This window comes from Sphingomonas baiyangensis, from assembly GCF_005144715.1.
Lineage (GTDB): Bacteria > Pseudomonadota > Alphaproteobacteria > Sphingomonadales > Sphingomonadaceae > Sphingomonas > Sphingomonas baiyangensis.
The window spans coordinates 2,152,486-2,169,266 of record NZ_SWKR01000002.1 but is presented as its reverse complement, the minus strand read 5'-3'; the positions used below and the strand labels follow the sequence as shown (position 1 = coordinate 2,169,266).

15 protein-coding genes are annotated in these 16,781 nt (G+C 66.3%); 12 read left to right on the top strand and 3 right to left on the bottom strand.

Going from position 1 to position 16,781, the window contains the following annotated elements; translation table 11 throughout:
* Positions 1 to 40 precede the first annotated feature (40 nt).
* The 4 genes from ligA (at position 41) to FBR43_RS13770 (ending at position 7,726) form a co-directional block, all read left to right on the top strand.
* On the top strand, positions 41 to 2,185 hold the full coding sequence (gene ligA, locus FBR43_RS13785; RefSeq protein WP_136943645.1) for an NAD-dependent DNA ligase LigA: 2,145 nt from the start codon (positions 41 to 43) through the stop codon (positions 2,183 to 2,185).
* Between the two features lie 208 nt (positions 2,186 to 2,393).
* On the top strand, positions 2,394 to 5,705 hold the full coding sequence (locus FBR43_RS13780; RefSeq protein WP_136943644.1) for a TonB-dependent receptor: 3,312 nt from the start codon (positions 2,394 to 2,396) through the stop codon (positions 5,703 to 5,705).
* Positions 5,706 to 5,828: 123 nt separating this feature from the next.
* Positions 5,829 to 6,926, top strand: a complete 1,098-nt coding sequence (locus FBR43_RS13775) for a sensor histidine kinase (RefSeq protein ID WP_136943643.1) — start codon at positions 5,829 to 5,831, stop codon at positions 6,924 to 6,926.
* Complete coding sequence (locus FBR43_RS13770; RefSeq protein WP_136943642.1) at positions 6,923 to 7,726, top strand: LytR/AlgR family response regulator transcription factor; 804 nt, start codon at positions 6,923 to 6,925, stop codon at positions 7,724 to 7,726. The genes FBR43_RS13775 and FBR43_RS13770 overlap by 4 nt, the downstream gene beginning before the upstream one ends.
* Positions 7,727 to 7,762: 36 nt before the next feature.
* Here FBR43_RS13770 and FBR43_RS13765 read toward each other — a convergent pair whose 3' ends face one another.
* Both FBR43_RS13765 and FBR43_RS13760 read right to left on the bottom strand, forming a co-directional pair.
* Positions 7,763 to 8,059 (bottom strand): DUF3297 family protein, encoded by a 297-nt coding sequence (locus FBR43_RS13765; RefSeq protein WP_136943641.1) that lies wholly within the window; start codon positions 8,057 to 8,059, stop codon positions 7,763 to 7,765.
* An 87-nt stretch (positions 8,060 to 8,146) separates the two neighbouring features.
* Positions 8,147 to 8,518: a hypothetical protein gene (locus FBR43_RS13760; protein WP_136943640.1), complete on the bottom strand. Its 372-nt coding sequence runs from the start codon at positions 8,516 to 8,518 to the stop codon at positions 8,147 to 8,149.
* Between the two features lie 172 nt (positions 8,519 to 8,690).
* Here FBR43_RS13760 and FBR43_RS13755 point away from each other — a divergent pair, with 172 nt between their 5' ends.
* The gene (locus FBR43_RS13755; RefSeq protein ID WP_136943639.1) at positions 8,691 to 9,077 is read left to right on the top strand and encodes an EVE domain-containing protein; all 387 of its coding nucleotides are present in this window, start codon (positions 8,691 to 8,693) and stop codon (positions 9,075 to 9,077) included.
* A gap of 10 nt (positions 9,078 to 9,087) precedes the next feature.
* On the opposite strand, the gene FBR43_RS13750 is transcribed toward FBR43_RS13755, so the two are convergent.
* Positions 9,088 to 9,858: a competence/damage-inducible protein A gene (locus tag FBR43_RS13750; protein WP_136943638.1), complete on the bottom strand. Its 771-nt coding sequence runs from the start codon at positions 9,856 to 9,858 to the stop codon at positions 9,088 to 9,090.
* A 65-nt stretch (positions 9,859 to 9,923) separates the two neighbouring features.
* Between FBR43_RS13750 and map the strand changes: the two genes are divergently transcribed.
* From map to FBR43_RS13715, 7 genes are all read left to right on the top strand, one after another.
* Positions 9,924 to 10,751, top strand: a complete 828-nt coding sequence (map, locus tag FBR43_RS13745) for a type I methionyl aminopeptidase (protein ID WP_136943637.1) — start codon at positions 9,924 to 9,926, stop codon at positions 10,749 to 10,751.
* Positions 10,752 to 10,912: 161 nt separating this feature from the next.
* Positions 10,913 to 11,251 carry a P-II family nitrogen regulator gene (locus FBR43_RS13740; protein WP_136943636.1) on the top strand — a complete coding sequence of 113 codons (339 nt, stop codon included), beginning with the start codon at positions 10,913 to 10,915 and terminating at the stop codon, positions 11,249 to 11,251.
* Between the two features lie 95 nt (positions 11,252 to 11,346).
* Positions 11,347 to 12,759, top strand: a complete 1,413-nt coding sequence (gene glnA / locus FBR43_RS13735) for a type I glutamate--ammonia ligase (protein ID WP_136943635.1) — start codon at positions 11,347 to 11,349, stop codon at positions 12,757 to 12,759.
* 128 nt (positions 12,760 to 12,887) lie between these two features.
* Positions 12,888 to 13,349, top strand: a complete 462-nt coding sequence (locus FBR43_RS13730) for a hypothetical protein (protein ID WP_136943634.1) — start codon at positions 12,888 to 12,890, stop codon at positions 13,347 to 13,349.
* Positions 13,350 to 13,402: 53 nt separating this feature from the next.
* Positions 13,403 to 14,701: a M20/M25/M40 family metallo-hydrolase gene (locus tag FBR43_RS13725; protein WP_136943633.1), complete on the top strand. Its 1,299-nt coding sequence runs from the start codon at positions 13,403 to 13,405 to the stop codon at positions 14,699 to 14,701.
* Between the two features lie 36 nt (positions 14,702 to 14,737).
* The gene (locus FBR43_RS13720; protein WP_136943632.1) at positions 14,738 to 15,340 is read left to right on the top strand and encodes a flavodoxin family protein; all 603 of its coding nucleotides are present in this window, start codon (positions 14,738 to 14,740) and stop codon (positions 15,338 to 15,340) included.
* Between the two features lie 161 nt (positions 15,341 to 15,501).
* Positions 15,502 to 16,764 (top strand): NupC/NupG family nucleoside CNT transporter, encoded by a 1,263-nt coding sequence (locus tag FBR43_RS13715; RefSeq protein ID WP_136944232.1) that lies wholly within the window; start codon positions 15,502 to 15,504, stop codon positions 16,762 to 16,764.
* The last annotated feature ends 17 nt before the right edge of the window (positions 16,765 to 16,781 follow it).

The following is a 16,781-nucleotide window of genomic DNA, read 5'->3' as shown; positions in this document are numbered from 1 at the left end:
CGCGCTTGAGCCGCGCGGCGCGCCACGGCATGAACCCGCGATGCCCGACACCCGCCTGCCGCAGACCGACGATGAAGCCGCCGCCGAACTGGCGCGGCTGGCGGCCGAGATCGCGCGCCACGATGCGCTGTATCACGGCGAGGACGCGCCCGAGATCAGCGATGCCGATTATGATGCGCTGGTAGCGCGCAACCGTGCGGTCGAGGCGGCCTTCCCGCATATCGCGCGTGCCGATTCGCCTTCGGTGCGCGTGGGCGCCGCGCCGGCACAGCATCTGGCCAAGGTCGCGCATGCACGGCCGATGCTGAGCCTCGACAACGCCTTTTCGGACGAGGAGGTGGCCGAGTTCGTCCAGCGCATTCGCCGCTTCCTTAGCCTCGCCGCCGACGAGCCGATTGCGCTGACCGCCGAGCCCAAGATCGACGGGCTGTCCTGCTCGCTGCGCTATGAGGGGCGGCGGCTGGTGCGCGCGCTGACGCGCGGCGACGGGCAGGTAGGCGAGGACGTGACCGCCAATGTCCTGACCATCGCCGACATACCGCAGGCGCTGCCTGCCGACGCGCCCGAGGTCTTCGAGGTGCGCGGCGAGGTCTATATGGAAAAGGGCGCGTTCGCCGCGCTCAACGCGCGCCTGCTCGCCGAGGCAGAAGCGGCGGGCGATGCCAGCAGGGCGCGCCGCTTCGCCAATCCGCGCAATGCCGCCGCCGGATCGCTGCGTCAGAAGGACGCCGCCGTTACCGCCGCGCGCCCCTTGCGCTTCCTGGCGCATGGCTGGGGCGAGGCGGCGACGCTCCCCGCCGACACGCAGACCGGCGTGGTCGCGGCGCTCGCCGCATGGGGCTTCCCCATCGCCGAGGATTTCGACCGCTTCGACGGCACCGAGGCGGCGCTCGAGCGCTATCGCGCGATCGAGGCGCGGCGTGCCGACATGGCCTTCGACATCGACGGCGTGGTCTACAAGGTCGACCGGCTCGACTGGCAGGCGCGGTTGGGCTTTGTCGGCCGCGCGCCGCGCTGGGCGCTGGCGCACAAATTCCCCGCCGAGCGTGCGCAGACGACGCTCGATGCGATCGATATCCAGGTAGGCCGCACGGGCAAGCTGACGCCGGTGGCGCGGCTCGAGCCCGTGACGGTGGGCGGCGTCGTCGTCACTAACGCGACGCTGCACAATGCCGACGAGATCGCGCGGCTGGGCGTGCGCCCCGGCGACCGCGTGATTCTCCAGCGCGCGGGCGACGTCATTCCGCAGATCGTCGATAACCTCACGCGCGATGCCGACCGCCCGGCATGGCACTTTCCGACACATTGTCCCGAATGCGGATCGGAGGCGGTGCGCGAGGAGGGCGAGGTCGATATCCGCTGCACCGGCGGGCTCGTATGCCCGGCGCAGCGCATCGAGCGGCTGAAGCATTTCGTGAGCCGCGCCGCGCTCGATATCGACGGGCTCGGCGAGAAGACCATCGAGCAGTTTGTCGGGCTGGGCTGGATCGCCGAGCCGGCCGACATCTTCCGGCTCGCCGAGCATCGCGAGGCGATGCTCGCGCTCGAAGGCTGGAAGGAAAAGTCGGTCGACAATCTCCTTGCCGGGATCGAGGCGCGGCGCACGCCGGACGCCGCGCGGCTGCTCTTCGGCCTCGGCATCCGACATATCGGCGCGGTGACCGCGCGCGACCTCTTGAAGCACTATACCACGCTCGCCGCGATCGAGGCGCTTGCCGACGAGCTGATCGCGTTGCGCGAAGCCACGCCGCCCGCGCTCGGCGAGGATGCAGCCAAGCATCGCGCGCGGCTCGACAAGGCGATCGCCGAGCGGATCGGCGTCAATCAGGTCGGCGCCGCGGTCGGCCGAGCGCTTGCCGACTTCTTCCACGAGGATCACAATCGCGCGGTGTGGCGCGATCTGCTGACCGTGGTCGCGCCGCCGCCTTACATCGTGGCCGCGCGCACTTCCGAGGTGTCGGGCAAGACCGTGGTGTTCACCGGTACGCTCGAGACGCTGTCGCGCGACGAAGCCAAGGCGCAAGCCGAGTCGCTCGGTGCCAAGGTATCGGGATCGGTTTCGGCACGCACCGACCTGCTCGTGGCGGGAGCCGGCGCGGGATCGAAGGCGAAGAAGGCAGCGGACCTTGGCGTGCGCGTGATCGACGAAGCGGCGTGGCAGAAGATCGTCGCAGCGAGCGGCTGACGCTACGGCAAGGACGCCCGGGGCGGGGCGTGCGGGCAGGGAACCCAAGCCGCATGGCCTTTTGGTGGTGATGCTTTTTTGCAACGCAACATCGCGTGCGGGCGCTTGGGGGGGGCTTTGTAACAAACCGGAAATAATGGAGTCGCATGGGGCCGGTCGACGGCGAACGACGCCGCTTTTGGCTTAAGCCTCCTCCAAGGGGAAATTCATGCGAACTCACCTGCTTATCGGGGCGGCGGTTGCCGCTTTCGTGATTCCTGCCAGCGGCGCGCACGCCCAGCAGACCACGTCGAGCATCCGCGGCACCGTCACGCAGGACGGCGTGCCCGTCGCCGGCGCCACCGTCACCGCCACCAACGTTGCCACCGGCGCAACGGTGAGCGGCACGTCGGGCGAGAACGGCAACTTCACGCTGGGCGGTCTTCAGCCGGGCGGCCCGTACAGCGTCGAGGTGACGAGCGCAGCGGGCAATTCGTCGATCACCGACATCTATACCGTCGTCGGCCAGCCCTATACGCTGCCGGTCGAGCTCGCCGCCGTGGGTGACGAGGAGATCGTTGTGACCGCCGGCTCGATCGCGGGCGCGGGCACGCTGTCGGATGGTCCGCAGACCGTGCTCACGCGCGAGGAGATTTCGCGCGTCGCCACCGTCAACCGCGACGTGCGCGACCTGATGCGTCGCGACCCGTTCGCGCGGCTCGAGGACACGGCAGGCGGCGGTCGCGCCGTTTCGTTCGCCGGCGTCAATCCGCGCTTCAACCGCTTCTCGGTCGACGGTGTGACGGTGTCGGACAATTTCGGCCTCAACCCCGACGCCAACCCCACGCGCCGCGGCCCGGTGCCGATCGACGCGATCAGCCAGTTCTCGGTCTCGGTCGCGCCCTATGACATCCGCCAGGGCAACTTCACCGGCGGCGCGGTCGATTCGGTGCTGCTGTCGGGTACCAACACCTTCACCGGCACGGGCTTCTATTCGCAGAACACCAGCGGGCTGACGAGCGACCGCATCGGCAGCACCACCGTCGATCTGGACTTCAAGAGCGAAACCTATGGCGCGACCATCGCCGGCCCGATCATCCGCGACAAGCTGTTCTTCATGATCTCGGGCGAGCGCAACACCGAAGGTAATCCGCTGTCGCCGATCTTCGAGCAGATTCCCGGCCTGACGCGCGATGAAGTGAGCGCGGTGCAGGGCATCGCCTCAAGCGTCTATGGCTACGAGGCCGGCGACAACCTGACGATCTCGAACGACAAGGACGAGAAAATCGTCGGCAAGATCGACTGGAACATCACCGACGGCCACCGCCTGTCGCTGAGCTACATCAACGCTTATGACGAGACGAGCTTCCAGCAGAACGTCAGCACGAACAACAACCAGCCGTCGATCGGCCTCGCCTCGAACGGCTATGCGCTGACCGAACTGCTGCGCTCGGGCATCGCGCAGCTCAACTCCGAGTGGACCGACGTCTTCTCGACCGAGGCACGCTTCCTCTACAAGAGCTATGAGCGCGGCCAGAATTCGCTGCTGGGCACCGGTTTCGCGCAGTTCGGCGTCTGCACCGACCCCACGAGCGTCGGCGCGGCCAACCAGTGCTCGAACGCTTCGGGCGGCAACCCCGGTTCGGCGCGCGTTTTCCTCGGCCCCGACAGCTCGCGTCAGTCGAACGAGTTCTTCACCGATACCTATGCCGGATCGATCCTGGCACGCGTGAACATGAACGACCATGATCTGCGCATTCTCGCCGAGTATAACGAGACGCGCATCTTCAACCTGTTCCTGCAGAACACCGACGGCAACTATTATTTCGATTCGCTCGCCGACTTCCAGAACCGCCGTGCCAACTCGGTGATCTTCCAGCGTCCGGCATCGGGCGATCCCAACGACGCAGCCGCTGACTTCAAGTACAGCGCATGGACCTTCGGCATCCAGGACGATTGGCGCGTCACCGATCGCCTGAGCCTGTCGTTCGGCGCGCGCTACGACCTCTATGGTTCGCGTTCGCCGGTACCGCTCAACCCCGGCTTCACGCAACGCTACGGCTTTTCAAATACGGAAACGTTCAAGGGTCTGGGCGTGTTCAGCCCGCGCATCAGCTTCGATTACGAGCCGATCGACGACCTGAAGATTCGCGGTGGCTACGGCATCTTCGCCGGCGGCGCCCCCGACGTCTATCTGTCGAACAGCTATTCGAACGCAGGTGCGGGCATCGGTGGCGTCGGCATCAACTCGGTGAACATCCAGCGCGTGACCAGCGCTGCGGGTGTCGAGAGCTTCACGATCAATGGCGCGCCGCTCGATTCGGCGATCGGCCAGGCGATCCTGAACAATGTCGATGGCGACAACATCCCCGCCGCCTTGCAGGGTACGATTGCGAATACCGGACCCAACGGCCTTGCCAACATCAATGCGCTCGATCGCGATTTCGACATTCCGTCGGTATCGAAGTTTACGCTGTCGGCCGACTGGACGCCGCGTGACTTCCTCGGCGGCGGCTGGACCTTCGGTGCGGACTATTACTACAGCCGCACCAACAATTCGGTGGTGTTCACCGATCTGCGTTCGGTGCCGATCGGCACGCTGCCCGATGGCCGCACGCGCTATGGTCCGCTCGTCGGCACCAACACCAATACCGACATCATCCTGACCAACGGCAGCAACGGCCGCAGCCATATCGGTGTGGTGCGCGTCAACAAGCAGTTCGACTGGGGCCTCAACCTCGACTTCGCCTATTCGCTGCAGGACGTGAAGGACGAGCAGCCGGCGACGTCGTCGACGGCGGGTTCGAATTACGGCAATGGTGCGTTCCTCGGCGATCGCGCTGCCTATGGCACCGCGAACGAGCAGGTAGCATGGTCGTTCAAGTACGGCGTCGGCTTCGACCGCGCGTTCTTCGGCGACTATCGCACCATCTTCCAGCTGTTCGGCGAGACCTTTGCCGGTCGCCCGTACAGCTTCACGATGGGCGATGCCGGCTCGACGCCGCGCAGCGCGGTGTTCGGCCTTACCGGGCGCGACGACCGCTATCTGCTCTATGTGCCGCAGTCGGGCACCGATGCCATCGTCAGCTACGACTCGGCCGAGACGCAGCAGCAGCTCGACACGTTGATCGAGAACTCCAAGCTCAAAGGCTTCCGCGGCCAGATCGCGCCGCGCAACATCGCCCGTGCCCGTGCGACGACGCGTATCGATCTCCATCTCGAGCAGGAAATCCCGACCTTCATCGGTCGTTCGCGCATCTCGGTGTTCGCCGACATCGAGAACCTGCCCAATCTGCTCAACCGCGATTGGGGCGGCTTCCGCCAGTCGACCTTCCCGTATCTCGACGATGTGGTGCAGGTGCAGTGCCTGACCACGCCGGTCGCGACGGGTACGGCGCCGACTTCGGCGCAGATCGCGGCGAACTCGTCGCAGGCATGCGCGCAGTATCGCTATTCGTCCTATGCCGAACCGGCCGAGGACGTGCTCGAACTGCGCCGTTCGCTTTACCTCATCCGTCTGGGCGCGCGCTTCACCTTCTGATCCGCGTAGCACCTGAAAACGCAGCCGCCGTCCCTGCAAGGGGGCGGCGGTTTGCGTTTGGGGGCTTTGCCCTCTCGGCCGCCAGGCGATATGAGGCCGCACGCCGCAACAGCGAACGAGTGCATGGCCCGACCCGCGATCCTCTCCCGCCCGTTCTTCGAGGAGAAGAGCCGCGCCTTCTGGCTGCTCCAGGCCGCCGGCTGGTCGGGCTATCTGATCCTGCGCACCGTATCGGGCATCTCGAACAATCCGCGGCTCGAGAACGTCATCCCGATCATCATCGAATCGATCATCGGCTATTGCCTGACGCTGCTGCTTTCGACGCTGTACGGCCAGTATCGCCGGCTGCCGCGCATCACCGGCATCGTCGCGGTGCTGCTGACGCTGATCGCGGCGACGATCATCTATGCGGTGCTCGATGCATTCAACTTCAGCTTCGTCTCGTCGGGTGAGCCCGGCGTCACGCTCACGCGCGTGCTGGGCACGGTGTTCCTCAACTTCACCGTGCTGGCGGGGTGGACCGCGCTCTATTTCGGCATCAACTGGTATCTGATCGTCGAGCGGCAGATCGACCAGATGCAGGCGCTCGAAACGCAGGCGAGCTCGGCACAGCTTGCGATGCTGCGCTACCAGCTCAATCCGCACTTCCTGTTCAACACGCTCAACTCGATCTCGACGCTGGTGCTGCTCAAGCAGACCGAGCGCGCAAACGCGATGCTCAGCCGGCTGTCGTCGTTCCTGCGCTACACGCTGGCCAACGAACCCACCGCGCATGTGACGCTGGCGCAGGAAGTCGACACGCTGAAGCTGTATCTCGAGATCGAGAAGATGCGCTTCGACGAGCGGCTGCGCACGCGATTCGACATCGACGTGCGCGTCGAGCGTGCGCGGCTGCCCTCGCTGCTGCTGCAACCGCTGGTCGAGAACGCGATCAAATATGCCGTCACGCCGCAGGAGGAGGGGGCCGAGATCGCGATTTCGGCACGGCTCGCCGGGGATCGGGTGCACATCGCCGTGACAGATACGGGGCCGGGTTTAATGCAGGGCAAGTCCAGACCCAGCCTGTCGACGGGTGTGGGGCTGGCCAACATCCGTGAAAGACTGGCGCAATCCTTTGGAGCCGACCATCGTTTCGAGCCCGGTGCGAACCCGGACGGTGGTTTCCGCGTTGAAATCGAAATCCCGTTCCAGGTCGAGGAACCGAACCGCGAGGCAGCATGACCATTCGTACCATCCTTGTCGACGACGAGCCGCTGGCGATCCAGGGCCTCGAACTGCGCCTTGCCGCGCATGAGGATGTCGAGATCATCGACAAGTGCATGAACGGCCGCGAGGCGATCCGTTCGATCAAGACCAACAAGCCCGATCTGGTATTCCTCGACATCCAGATGCCGGGCTTCGACGGATTTTCGGTGGTGCAGGGGTTGATGGAGGTCGAACCGCCGCTGTTCGTGTTCGTCACCGCCTATTCGGACCATGCGATCCGCGCGTTCGAGGCGCAGGCGGTCGATTATCTGATGAAGCCGGTCGAGGAAGCGCGGCTTGCCGACACTCTCGATCGCGTGCGCCAGCGGCTGACCGAGAAGCGCGGCTCGGCCGAGATCGAGAAGCTGAAGGAAGTGCTGGCCGAAGTCGCGCCCGAGGCCGTCGACCAGATGGCGGGTGAACCGGCGGGCGAAGTGGCGGCCAACCGCTTCGAGAAACTCATCAACATCAAGGATCGCGGGCAGATCTTCCGCGTCGACGTCGACACGATCGAGCGGATCGACGCGGCGGGCGATTACATGTGTATCTATACCGGCGACAACACGCTCATCCTGCGCGAGACGATGAAGGATCTGGAGAAGCGTCTCGACCCGCGACGCTTCCAGCGCGTGCACCGCTCGACGATCGTCAACCTCGATCTGGTCAAGCAGGTCAAGCCGCACACCAATGGCGAGTGTTTCCTGGTGCTCGATTCAGGCGCGCAGGTGAAGGTGAGCCGCAGCTATCGCGACGTGGTGGCGCGCTTCGTCCACTGAGCGGCGGGGCGGGGCATGGATGCTCCGCTGCTGCCCTCAATCTTCGGCGGCCGTCGGGGCTTCGGCGATATCCTGGAACCACGCCTCGACGGGGCCGGTCAGCTTGATCGTGAGCGGCTGGCCGTGGCGATCGTTCTTCTTGCCCAGCGCCACTTTGATCCAGCCTTCGGAGATCGAATATTCCTCGACGTCGCGGCGCTCGGCGCCCTTGAATCGGATGCCGATGCCGCGCTCGAGCGCCGCCTGGTCGAAATGCGGGCTGCGCGGGTTGATCGCGAGGCGATCGGGCGGTGTGTCCGCGGGCGGTGTTTTGGAGGGTGCGCTGTCGGTCATGGCGAGCGGCCTTATCGCGGGTTCGAGGCAAACGAAAGGGGCGGCACGCTGCGGTGCCGCCCCTCACTCATCCGATCGATAGGTCGATCAGCAATAGCGCACGCGGACGCGCCGGCCGGTATAGGGATCGAACACGCGCCGCACGCACTGCGCGCGATAGGCGCGGCGGTTCCAGCGTCGATTGTTGAACCCGCGGTCCCAGCCGCGATTCCAGCCGCCGCGATAGACTGGCGGGCCGTAATAGCCGCCATCCCAGCGCGGATCGTACCAGCCGCGACGCGGCTGTGCGAGCGCCGAGCCGAGCGCCAGCCCGGCGACGCCCCCGATGATCGCGCCGGCCACGACATCGCCACCGCGATCGCGGTGATAGCGGCGATACTGGGCTTCGGCGGGCGCGGCGGCGGTCAGCGCGGTCGCGCCAGCGACGACGCCGATGGTTGCTTTCGTCAGAATGTTCATGTCCAGCCTCCTCAAACTAGGTGCCAAGGCGCTATGGGCGTAACAACGCGCACAAGGACGACGAGGTTTCGCGCATAGCGCGGGGCGGTTGAACGCGTGCGGAACCGCGCGTTCAGCCGCGGTTTAGGTAGATGAACAGGACCGGGGGATTGCTGGCGTGGCGCTGTGGCTGATGAAATCCGAACCCGACGTCTTCTCGTGGGACGATCTGGTGCGCGATGGCAGCACCGAATGGGACGGCGTGCGCAATCACACCGCCGCGCGCAATCTGCGCGAGATGGCGGTGGGCGACCGGGCGTTCTTCTACCACAGCAATATCGGGCTCGAGATCGTCGGCATCATGGAAGTGTCGCGGACGGCGAAGAAGGATGGCGAGGAGGGGAACTGGGTGTCGGTCGAGATGCAGCCCGTCGAGCCGCTGCCGCGCCCCGTCACGCTCAAGCAGGTCAAGGCCGAGCCGCGGCTGGCCGAGATGGAGTTGGTGAAATATTCGCGCCTTTCGGTAGGCCGCGTGTCGCCCGACGAATGGGACATGGTACTCGAAATGGCGCGCGGCTGACGCTTGGCCTTCAGATGCCGCCTTCGACGATGGTACGACCCGTCGCGGCGACGCGCGCGGCGAGATCGTCGGCGCAGGCATCGAGCCTTGCCTGGTCGGTCGCGCGCACGACGAAATTGGCGCCGACCTTGCCTTCGCGAAAGAAGGGATAGCTGCCGATCGACACCGCGTCGGCGCCCTCGCCCGAATGATCGCGCTCGACGGCGCGCAGGATGTCGGCGATTTCGCTTTCGGGCACCCAGCAGCCGAGCGTGCGCGCGAGCACCGGGCGGCCGCCTTCGAGGCTGCCGGTCAGCGCATCGAGCATGCCGGCGGTGATGTGCGGTACGCCCGCCAGGATGAACAGGTTGTCGATGCGGATGCCCGGCGCGCCCGACATGCGGTTGGGGATGAGGCCGGCGCCCTCCGGCACGCGCGCCATGCGCAGCCGCGCCTCGGTCAGCCCGCCGCGCGTTTCGTAATGGCGCTCGAGCATCGCACGCGCCTCCGGGTGCACGACCACAGGCACGCCGAGTGCTGCGGCCACCGCATCGACGGTGATGTCGTCATGCGTGGGGCCGATGCCGCCGGTGGTGAAGCAATAGTCGTTGCGGGTACGCAGCGCGTTCACCGCCTCGACGATGGCGTCGGTACGGTCGCTCACCACGCGTACTTCGGCGAGCCGGATGCCCTGCACGTTGAGCCACGACGCGAGCTGCGCGACGTTCCGGTCCTGCGTGCGCCCCGAGAGGATCTCGTCGCCGATGACGACGAGGCCGGCGGTCCAGATGCGATCGTTCATGGCGACGGCGCTTACCGCAAGGCCTGCCTCTCGCAAAGACGGCGCGTCGTCGCTATTGTCGGGCGATGACCGAATATGTGACCGTTCCGGCCGGTGCGCCGCTCACGCGCAACGGCGCGATCCATCTCTATGGCGAGGATGCCGCGACCGGCATGCGCCGCGCGGGCCGGCTGGCGGCCGAAATTCTCGACGCGATCGTGCCGATGATGGTGCCGGGCACCGAGACGCGCGACATCGACGATGCCATCCGCCGGCACATGCTGCGCGAAGGCGCGGTGCCCGCGACGCTCGGCTATCGCGGCTACACGCACAGCTCGTGCATCTCGATCAATCATGTCGTGTGCCATGGCATCCCTTCGGAGCGGGCGCTCAAGGACGGCGATATCGTGAATGTCGACGTGACGCCGCTGCTCGATGGCTGGCATGGCGACACTAGCCGCATGTACTTGGTGGGCGACGTGTCGCTCAAGGCGCGGCGGCTGGTCGACGTCACCTATGAATGCCTGATGCTGGGACTTGAACAGGCCCGGCCCGGAAACTTCCTGGGCGATATCGCGCATGCCGTGCAGAGCCATGCCGAGCGGCACCGCTATGGCGTGGTGCGCGATTTCTGCGGCCACGGCGTCGGCCGGCTGTTCCATGACGCGCCCGAGGTCGTGCATGTCGGCCGCCCCGGCACCGGGCCCGAGCTGCGCCCCGGCATGATCTTCACCGTCGAGCCGATGATCAATATCGGCCGGCCCGACGTGAAGCTGCTCGACGATGGCTGGACGGCTGTGACGCGCGACCGCAGCCTTTCGGCGCAGTTCGAGCATTCGATCATGATAACCGACGATGGCTGCGAGATTTTCACGACTAGCCCCGCCGGCCTGCACAGCCCGCCTTACGCCTGATCGGTGGGCAGCGCCCCCGCGGCTGCCCGAAAAGCGGGCAGCGCGCGCGGTGCGCAATGAGACTTTAGCGCGCAAATCGGCGCTCTTTCGCACTGGCACACTTGATGCAAACCGTCGGGCAGGGGATGAAGGGGCATCGCCAACCGAGCGGGGACAGTCGCGTGAAGAAGATCGAGGCCATCATCAAGCCCTTCAAGCTCGATGAGGTGAAGGAGGCGCTGCACGACGTGGGTGTGAGCGGCATCACCGTGACCGAGGCCAAGGGTTTCGGGCGGCAGAAGGGGCATACCGAGCTGTATCGCGGTGCCGAATATGTCGTCGACTTCCTGCCCAAGGTGAAGCTCGAGGTAGTGGTCGAGGACAATCTGGCCACGCGCGTGGTCGAAGCCGTGGCGGCGGCCGCGCAGACCGGCCGCATCGGCGACGGCAAGATCTTCGTCAGCCATGTCGAGACCGCGCTGCGCATCCGCACCGGCGAACGTGACGACGACGCGATTTGACGCAGCGCAGCATGATGTGAGACACGACCGGCGTACCCCGACATTTCCTTGCGCGATTCGCGCGTTCGACGATCCTATCTGAAAGGGCCCGATACATGGCGACCGATGCCGGCACTATCCTGAAGCGCATCAAGGACGAGGAGATCGAGTGGGTCGACCTGCGCTTCACCGATCCCAAGGGCAAGTGGCAGCACCTGACGATGGTCGCCGGGCTGATCGGCGAGGACGAGCTGACCGACGGCTTGATGTTTGACGGCAGCTCGATCGCCGGCTGGAAGGCGATCAACGAGAGCGACATGGTGCTCAAGCCTGATCTCGACGCCGTCTATGTCGATCCCTTCTCGGCGACGCCGATGCTGATCGTCTTCTGCGACGTGGTCGAGCCTTCGACCGGCGAGCTCTATTCGCGTGACCCGCGCTCGACCGCCAAGCGCGCCGAGGCCTATCTCCAGAACACCGGTATCGGCGACACGGTCTATGTCGGCCCCGAGGCCGAGTTCTTCATGTTCGACGACGTGCGCTTCGAGAATGGCTACAATACCAGCTATTACGCGATCGACGATGTCGAGCTGCCGACCAATTCGGGCACCAAATACGAAGCCGGCAACATGGGCCACCGCCCGCGCGCCAAGGGCGGATATTTTCCCGTCGCCCCGGTCGACTCGGCGGTCGACATCCGCGGCGAGATGGTCTCGACGATGATCGAGATGGGCCTGCCATGCGACAAGCACCATCACGAGGTCGCCGCCGCGCAGCACGAACTGGGCCTGACCTTCGGCACGCTGGTGACCACGGCGGACCGGATGCAGATCTACAAGTACGTCGTGCACCAGGTCGCGCACGCCTATGGCAAGTCGGCCACTTTCATGCCCAAGCCCATCAAGGACGACAACGGATCGGGCATGCACACGCATTTCTCGATCTGGGACGGCAAGACGCCGCTGTTCGCGGGAGACGGCTATGCCGGCCTCAGCGACATGTGCCTCTATTTCATTGGCGGCGTCATCAAGCATGCGCGCGCGCTGAATGCCTTCACCAATCCCACCACCAACAGCTACAAGCGGTTGGTGCCGGGCTTCGAGGCGCCGGTGCTGCTCGCCTATTCGAGCCGCAACCGGTCGGCATCGTGCCGCATCCCCTATGGCACGGGCGCCAAGTCGAAGCGCGTCGAGTTCCGCTTCCCCGACGCGCTCGCCAACCCGTATCTGTGCTACGCCGCGCTGCTGATGGCGGGGCTCGACGGCATCCAGAACAAGATCCATCCGGGCGAGGCGATGGACAAGAATCTCTACGATCTGCCGCCCGCCGAGCTGGTCAACGTTCCCACCGTCTGCGGATCGCTGCGCGAGGCGCTGATCGCGTTGCAGGAGGACCATGAGTTCCTGCTGCGCGGCGACGTCTTCACCAAGGACCAGATCGACGCCTATGCCGAGCTGAAATGGGAGGACGTCATCCGCTTCGAGACGACGCCGAGCCCGGTCGAATACGACATGTATTACAGCTCGTAAGCGACGACACAGCCAACCGACAGGGGGCGTCTGGCGATGGCCGGGCGCCCCTTTTTGCGTCCGGTGCGCGTGCGAGGGAACTCGTATCGCCGCGGCGGCGTCTAGCGCCGAGGTATCGGGAGATGGTGATGGAAGCGCGCAAGGCAGCGATGATCGGCGGCGTCGTCGCGGGTATCGTCACGACGGCGGCGATGTGGGCGGGGCGCAAAAGCGGCGTGCTCGGCAAGACGCTCGATCGTGATTCGGTCGACTGGATCGACAAGAACACCGGCGCGCGCGCGGTCATCGGCGATACGGGCACAAGCCTGGTCGAGTTCGGCAACCATCTGGCGGCGTCGGCCGCGTTCGGCGCCGCCTATGCCGAATTGCGCGAGCGCGCGCCCGCCATGTCGCCGATCGCGCTCGGCACCTTGTACGGCACCGGGCTGTACGGCGTGAACATCGCCGGCATCGCGCCGCTGCTAGGCATCACCGAGGGCGAGATCGAAGCAGGGCCGCGCAAGGCAAGCGAGCGCTGGGCACTGCATGTATTGCAAGCCGTGGTAACGGCGGTGGTCGCCGAGCGTCTGACGCGCGAACGGCGCGACTAAGGGGCATCGCGCGGGCATTGCCAGCGCTGGCTCGCGATCCTAGCGTCGGCGCCATGCACCGCCTGCTTCTTGCCGCCGCCCTGATCACCGCTCCCGCCGCGGCGCAGACCGCTCCCGAGATCGCGCGGATGCGCGCGGCGGTGACCGCCGATACCGAGCGCAACGAGGCGCTGCTCAAGCGGCTGGTCGAGGTGAATTCGGGCACGCTCAACCTCGCCGGCGTGCGCCGCGTAGGCGACATGATGCGCGACGAACTGCGCCAGCTCGGCTTCGAGGTCGAATGGGTCGACCAGAACGCGGTCGGCCGCGCCGGGCATCTCATCGCGCGCAAGAAAGGCGACGGGCGGGGCAAGCGGCTGCTGCTGATCGGGCATCTCGATACGGTGTTCGAGCCCTCGTCGTCGTTTCAGACCTATCGCACCGAAGGCGGCCGCGCGATCGGCCCCGGCGTGGGCGACGACAAGGGCGGGCTGGTGGTGATCGTCGGCGCGCTGCGCGCGATGCAGGCGGCGGGCACGCTGAAGGCGGCCGACATCACCGTGGTGCTGACGGGCGACGAGGAGCGCACGGGCAGTCCCGCGCCCACCGCGCGCGCGCATCTGGTGGCTGCCGGCAAGGCCGCCGACGCCGCGCTCGAATATGAGAATATGGCGGTCGAGCAGGGCACCGAATATGGCACCGTCGCACGGCGCAGCTCGACGAGCTGGGAGCTGCGCACGACGGGCAAGACGGGGCACTCGAGCGGGGTGTTCGGGCCGAGCCTTGGCTATGGCGCGATCTACGAGATGACGCGCATCCTCGACGCGTTCCGCCGCGAGTTGCCCGAGCCCAATCTCACCTACAATGTCGGCGTGCTCGCGGGCGGCACGCCGGCGGCGATCGATGCCGCGGGCGTTACGGCGACGGGAAGCGGCAAGACCAACATCGTCGCCGAGGCAGCGGTGGCGCGCGGCGATCTGCGCACGCTGACGCCCGAACAGGATACGCGCGTGCGTGCGAAGATGGAGGCGATCGTCGCGCAGCACCTGCCGCAGACCGGCGCCACGCTGACCTTCTTCGACGCGATGCCGCCGATGGCACCGAGCGAGGGCAATCGCGCGCTGCTCGCCACGCTCAACGCGGTCAATCGCGACCTCAAGCTGCCGGCGATGCCTGAATATGATCCGGCCAAACGTGGCGCCGCCGATTCGGGCTGGGTGGCTGCCGATGTGCCCACGCTTGCCGGGCTGGGCGCATCGGGCGGCGGCGCGCATGCCGAGGGGGAGTGGATCGACCTTGCCTCGCTGCCGCGCCAGTCGCTGCGCAACGCCGCCTTGTTGACCCGCCTCGCGAGGGAACCACGCCCGCGCTGAAGGCTTTGAGCTGTCTCGGCTTTTTCGGAGACAATCATGGCGCTCACCGCACTCGCACTCAACTGCACGCTCAAGGCCACGGGCGAATCGTCAACCGATGCGATGATCGCGGTGCTCGAAAAGGCGTTCGCCGGCCATGAGGTGACGATCAGCGAGACGGTGCGCATTGCCGCACACGACGTGAAGCCCGGCGTCACCTCGGACGAGGGTGAGGGCGATGCATGGCCCGCGATCCGCGAAAAGATACTCGCCGCCGACATCCTGATCCTCGGCACGCCGATCTGGATGGGCCAGATATCGAGCGTCGCAAAGCGCGTGCTCGAGCGGATGGACGCCTTCCTCTCCGAAACCGACGATGCCGGGCGGATGCCGAGCTATTCGAAGGTCGCGGTAGCGGCGATCGTCGGCAACGAGGATGGCGCGCACTGGTCGTCCTCGCAAATCTTCCAGTCGCTGAACGATGTGGGCTTCACCATCCCCGCCGTCGCGGCCTGCTATTGGGTCGGCGAGGCAATGGGATCGAAGGACTTCAAGGATTTCGACAAGACGCCTGACAAGGTCGAGGAGACGGCCGGCATGGTGGCGGCCAACGCGGCGCACCTGGCCGGGCTGCTCAAGGCCAAGCCCTATCCCGGCTGACGCCGGTGATGGGCCAGAAACGCGATAGTCGGGTGACGCGCCGGCGCCCATAGGGCCAGCGCGCCCACAGGAAGCCGTAACAAGCTGCTGGCATCGCGGCGCCGGCTGTGCCACCCCCGCGCTTCGTTTCAGCCCTTGTTCCAGGACAGTCCGCCTCCGTGATCGCCCGGTTCCTGATCGGCCTTGCCGGTATCGCCGTCATTCTCGGCCTCGCCGTGCTACTTTCCACCAATCGCCGCGCGATCCGGCTGCGCGTGGTGGGCAGCGCGTTCGCGTTGCAGGCGGGCATCGCGTTTCTGGTGCTGTACGTACCTGCCGGGCAGGCGGCGATCCGCACCATGGCCGATGGCGTTTCGGCGCTGCTCGGCTATGCCGCGGCGGGCAGCAACTTCATCTTCGGGCCGCTCGCCAGCCCCGAGATGGGCGGGCAGAGCTTCGCCATCTCGGCACTGCCCGTCATCATCTTCTTCGCCAGTCTGGTGGCGGTGCTCTACCACCTCAGGATCATGCAGTTCATCATTCGTTGGGTGGGCGGCGGTATCGAGCGCGTGATCGGCGTGTCGAAGGTCGAATCGCTGTGCGCGGCGGCGAACATCTTCGTCGGTCAGAGCGAATCGCCGCTGGTCATCCGCCCTTATCTGGCGAGCCTCACGCCGAGCCAGCTGTTCACGGTGATGTCGGTGGGCATGGCGGGCGTGGCCGGAACGATCCTTGCTGCCTATGCCTCGTTTCTCGGCCCCGAATCGCTGCCCTATCTGCTGGCGGCGAGCTTCATGGCCGCGCCCGGCGGCATCCTGATGGCCAAGATCATCATGCCCGATACCGCGCCCGAGCCGGTGTTGCAGCAGGGCGAGCATCAGGAGGCGGCAGTGCTGGCGGTCGCCGATCCCGATCCCGAGGACGAACGCGCCGCCAACCTCATCATGGCCGCCGCGATGGGCGCGCAGACCGGCGTGAAGATCGCCGTCGCAGTGGGCGCGATGGTGCTGGCGTTCGTCGCGCTGGTGGCAATGGCGAACGGGCTGCTCGGCGTGATCGGCGGCTGGTTCGGCTATCCGGCGCTCAGCTTCCAGGCGGTGATCGGCAGCGTGTTCCAGCCGATCATGTACCTGCTCAACATCCCCTGGGACGAGGCGGGGGTCGCGGGCGGGCTGTTCGGCACCAAGCTGGTGCTCAACGAATTCGTCGCGTTTATCGAGCTCGGGCGACTGGGGGCCGAACTAAGCCCGCGCACGATTGCGATCGTCACCTTTGCGCTGTGCGGCTTCGCAAATTTCAGCTCGATCGCGATCCAGATGGCCGCGACGGGCAGCCTGGCGCCCAACCAGCGGCCGATGATCGCACGGCTGGGCGTGCGCGCGCTGCTGGCAGGCAGCCTCGCCAACCTCATGTCGGCGGCGCTTGCCGGCCTCATCCTGCCCTGAGCCGAAACACGCCGGAG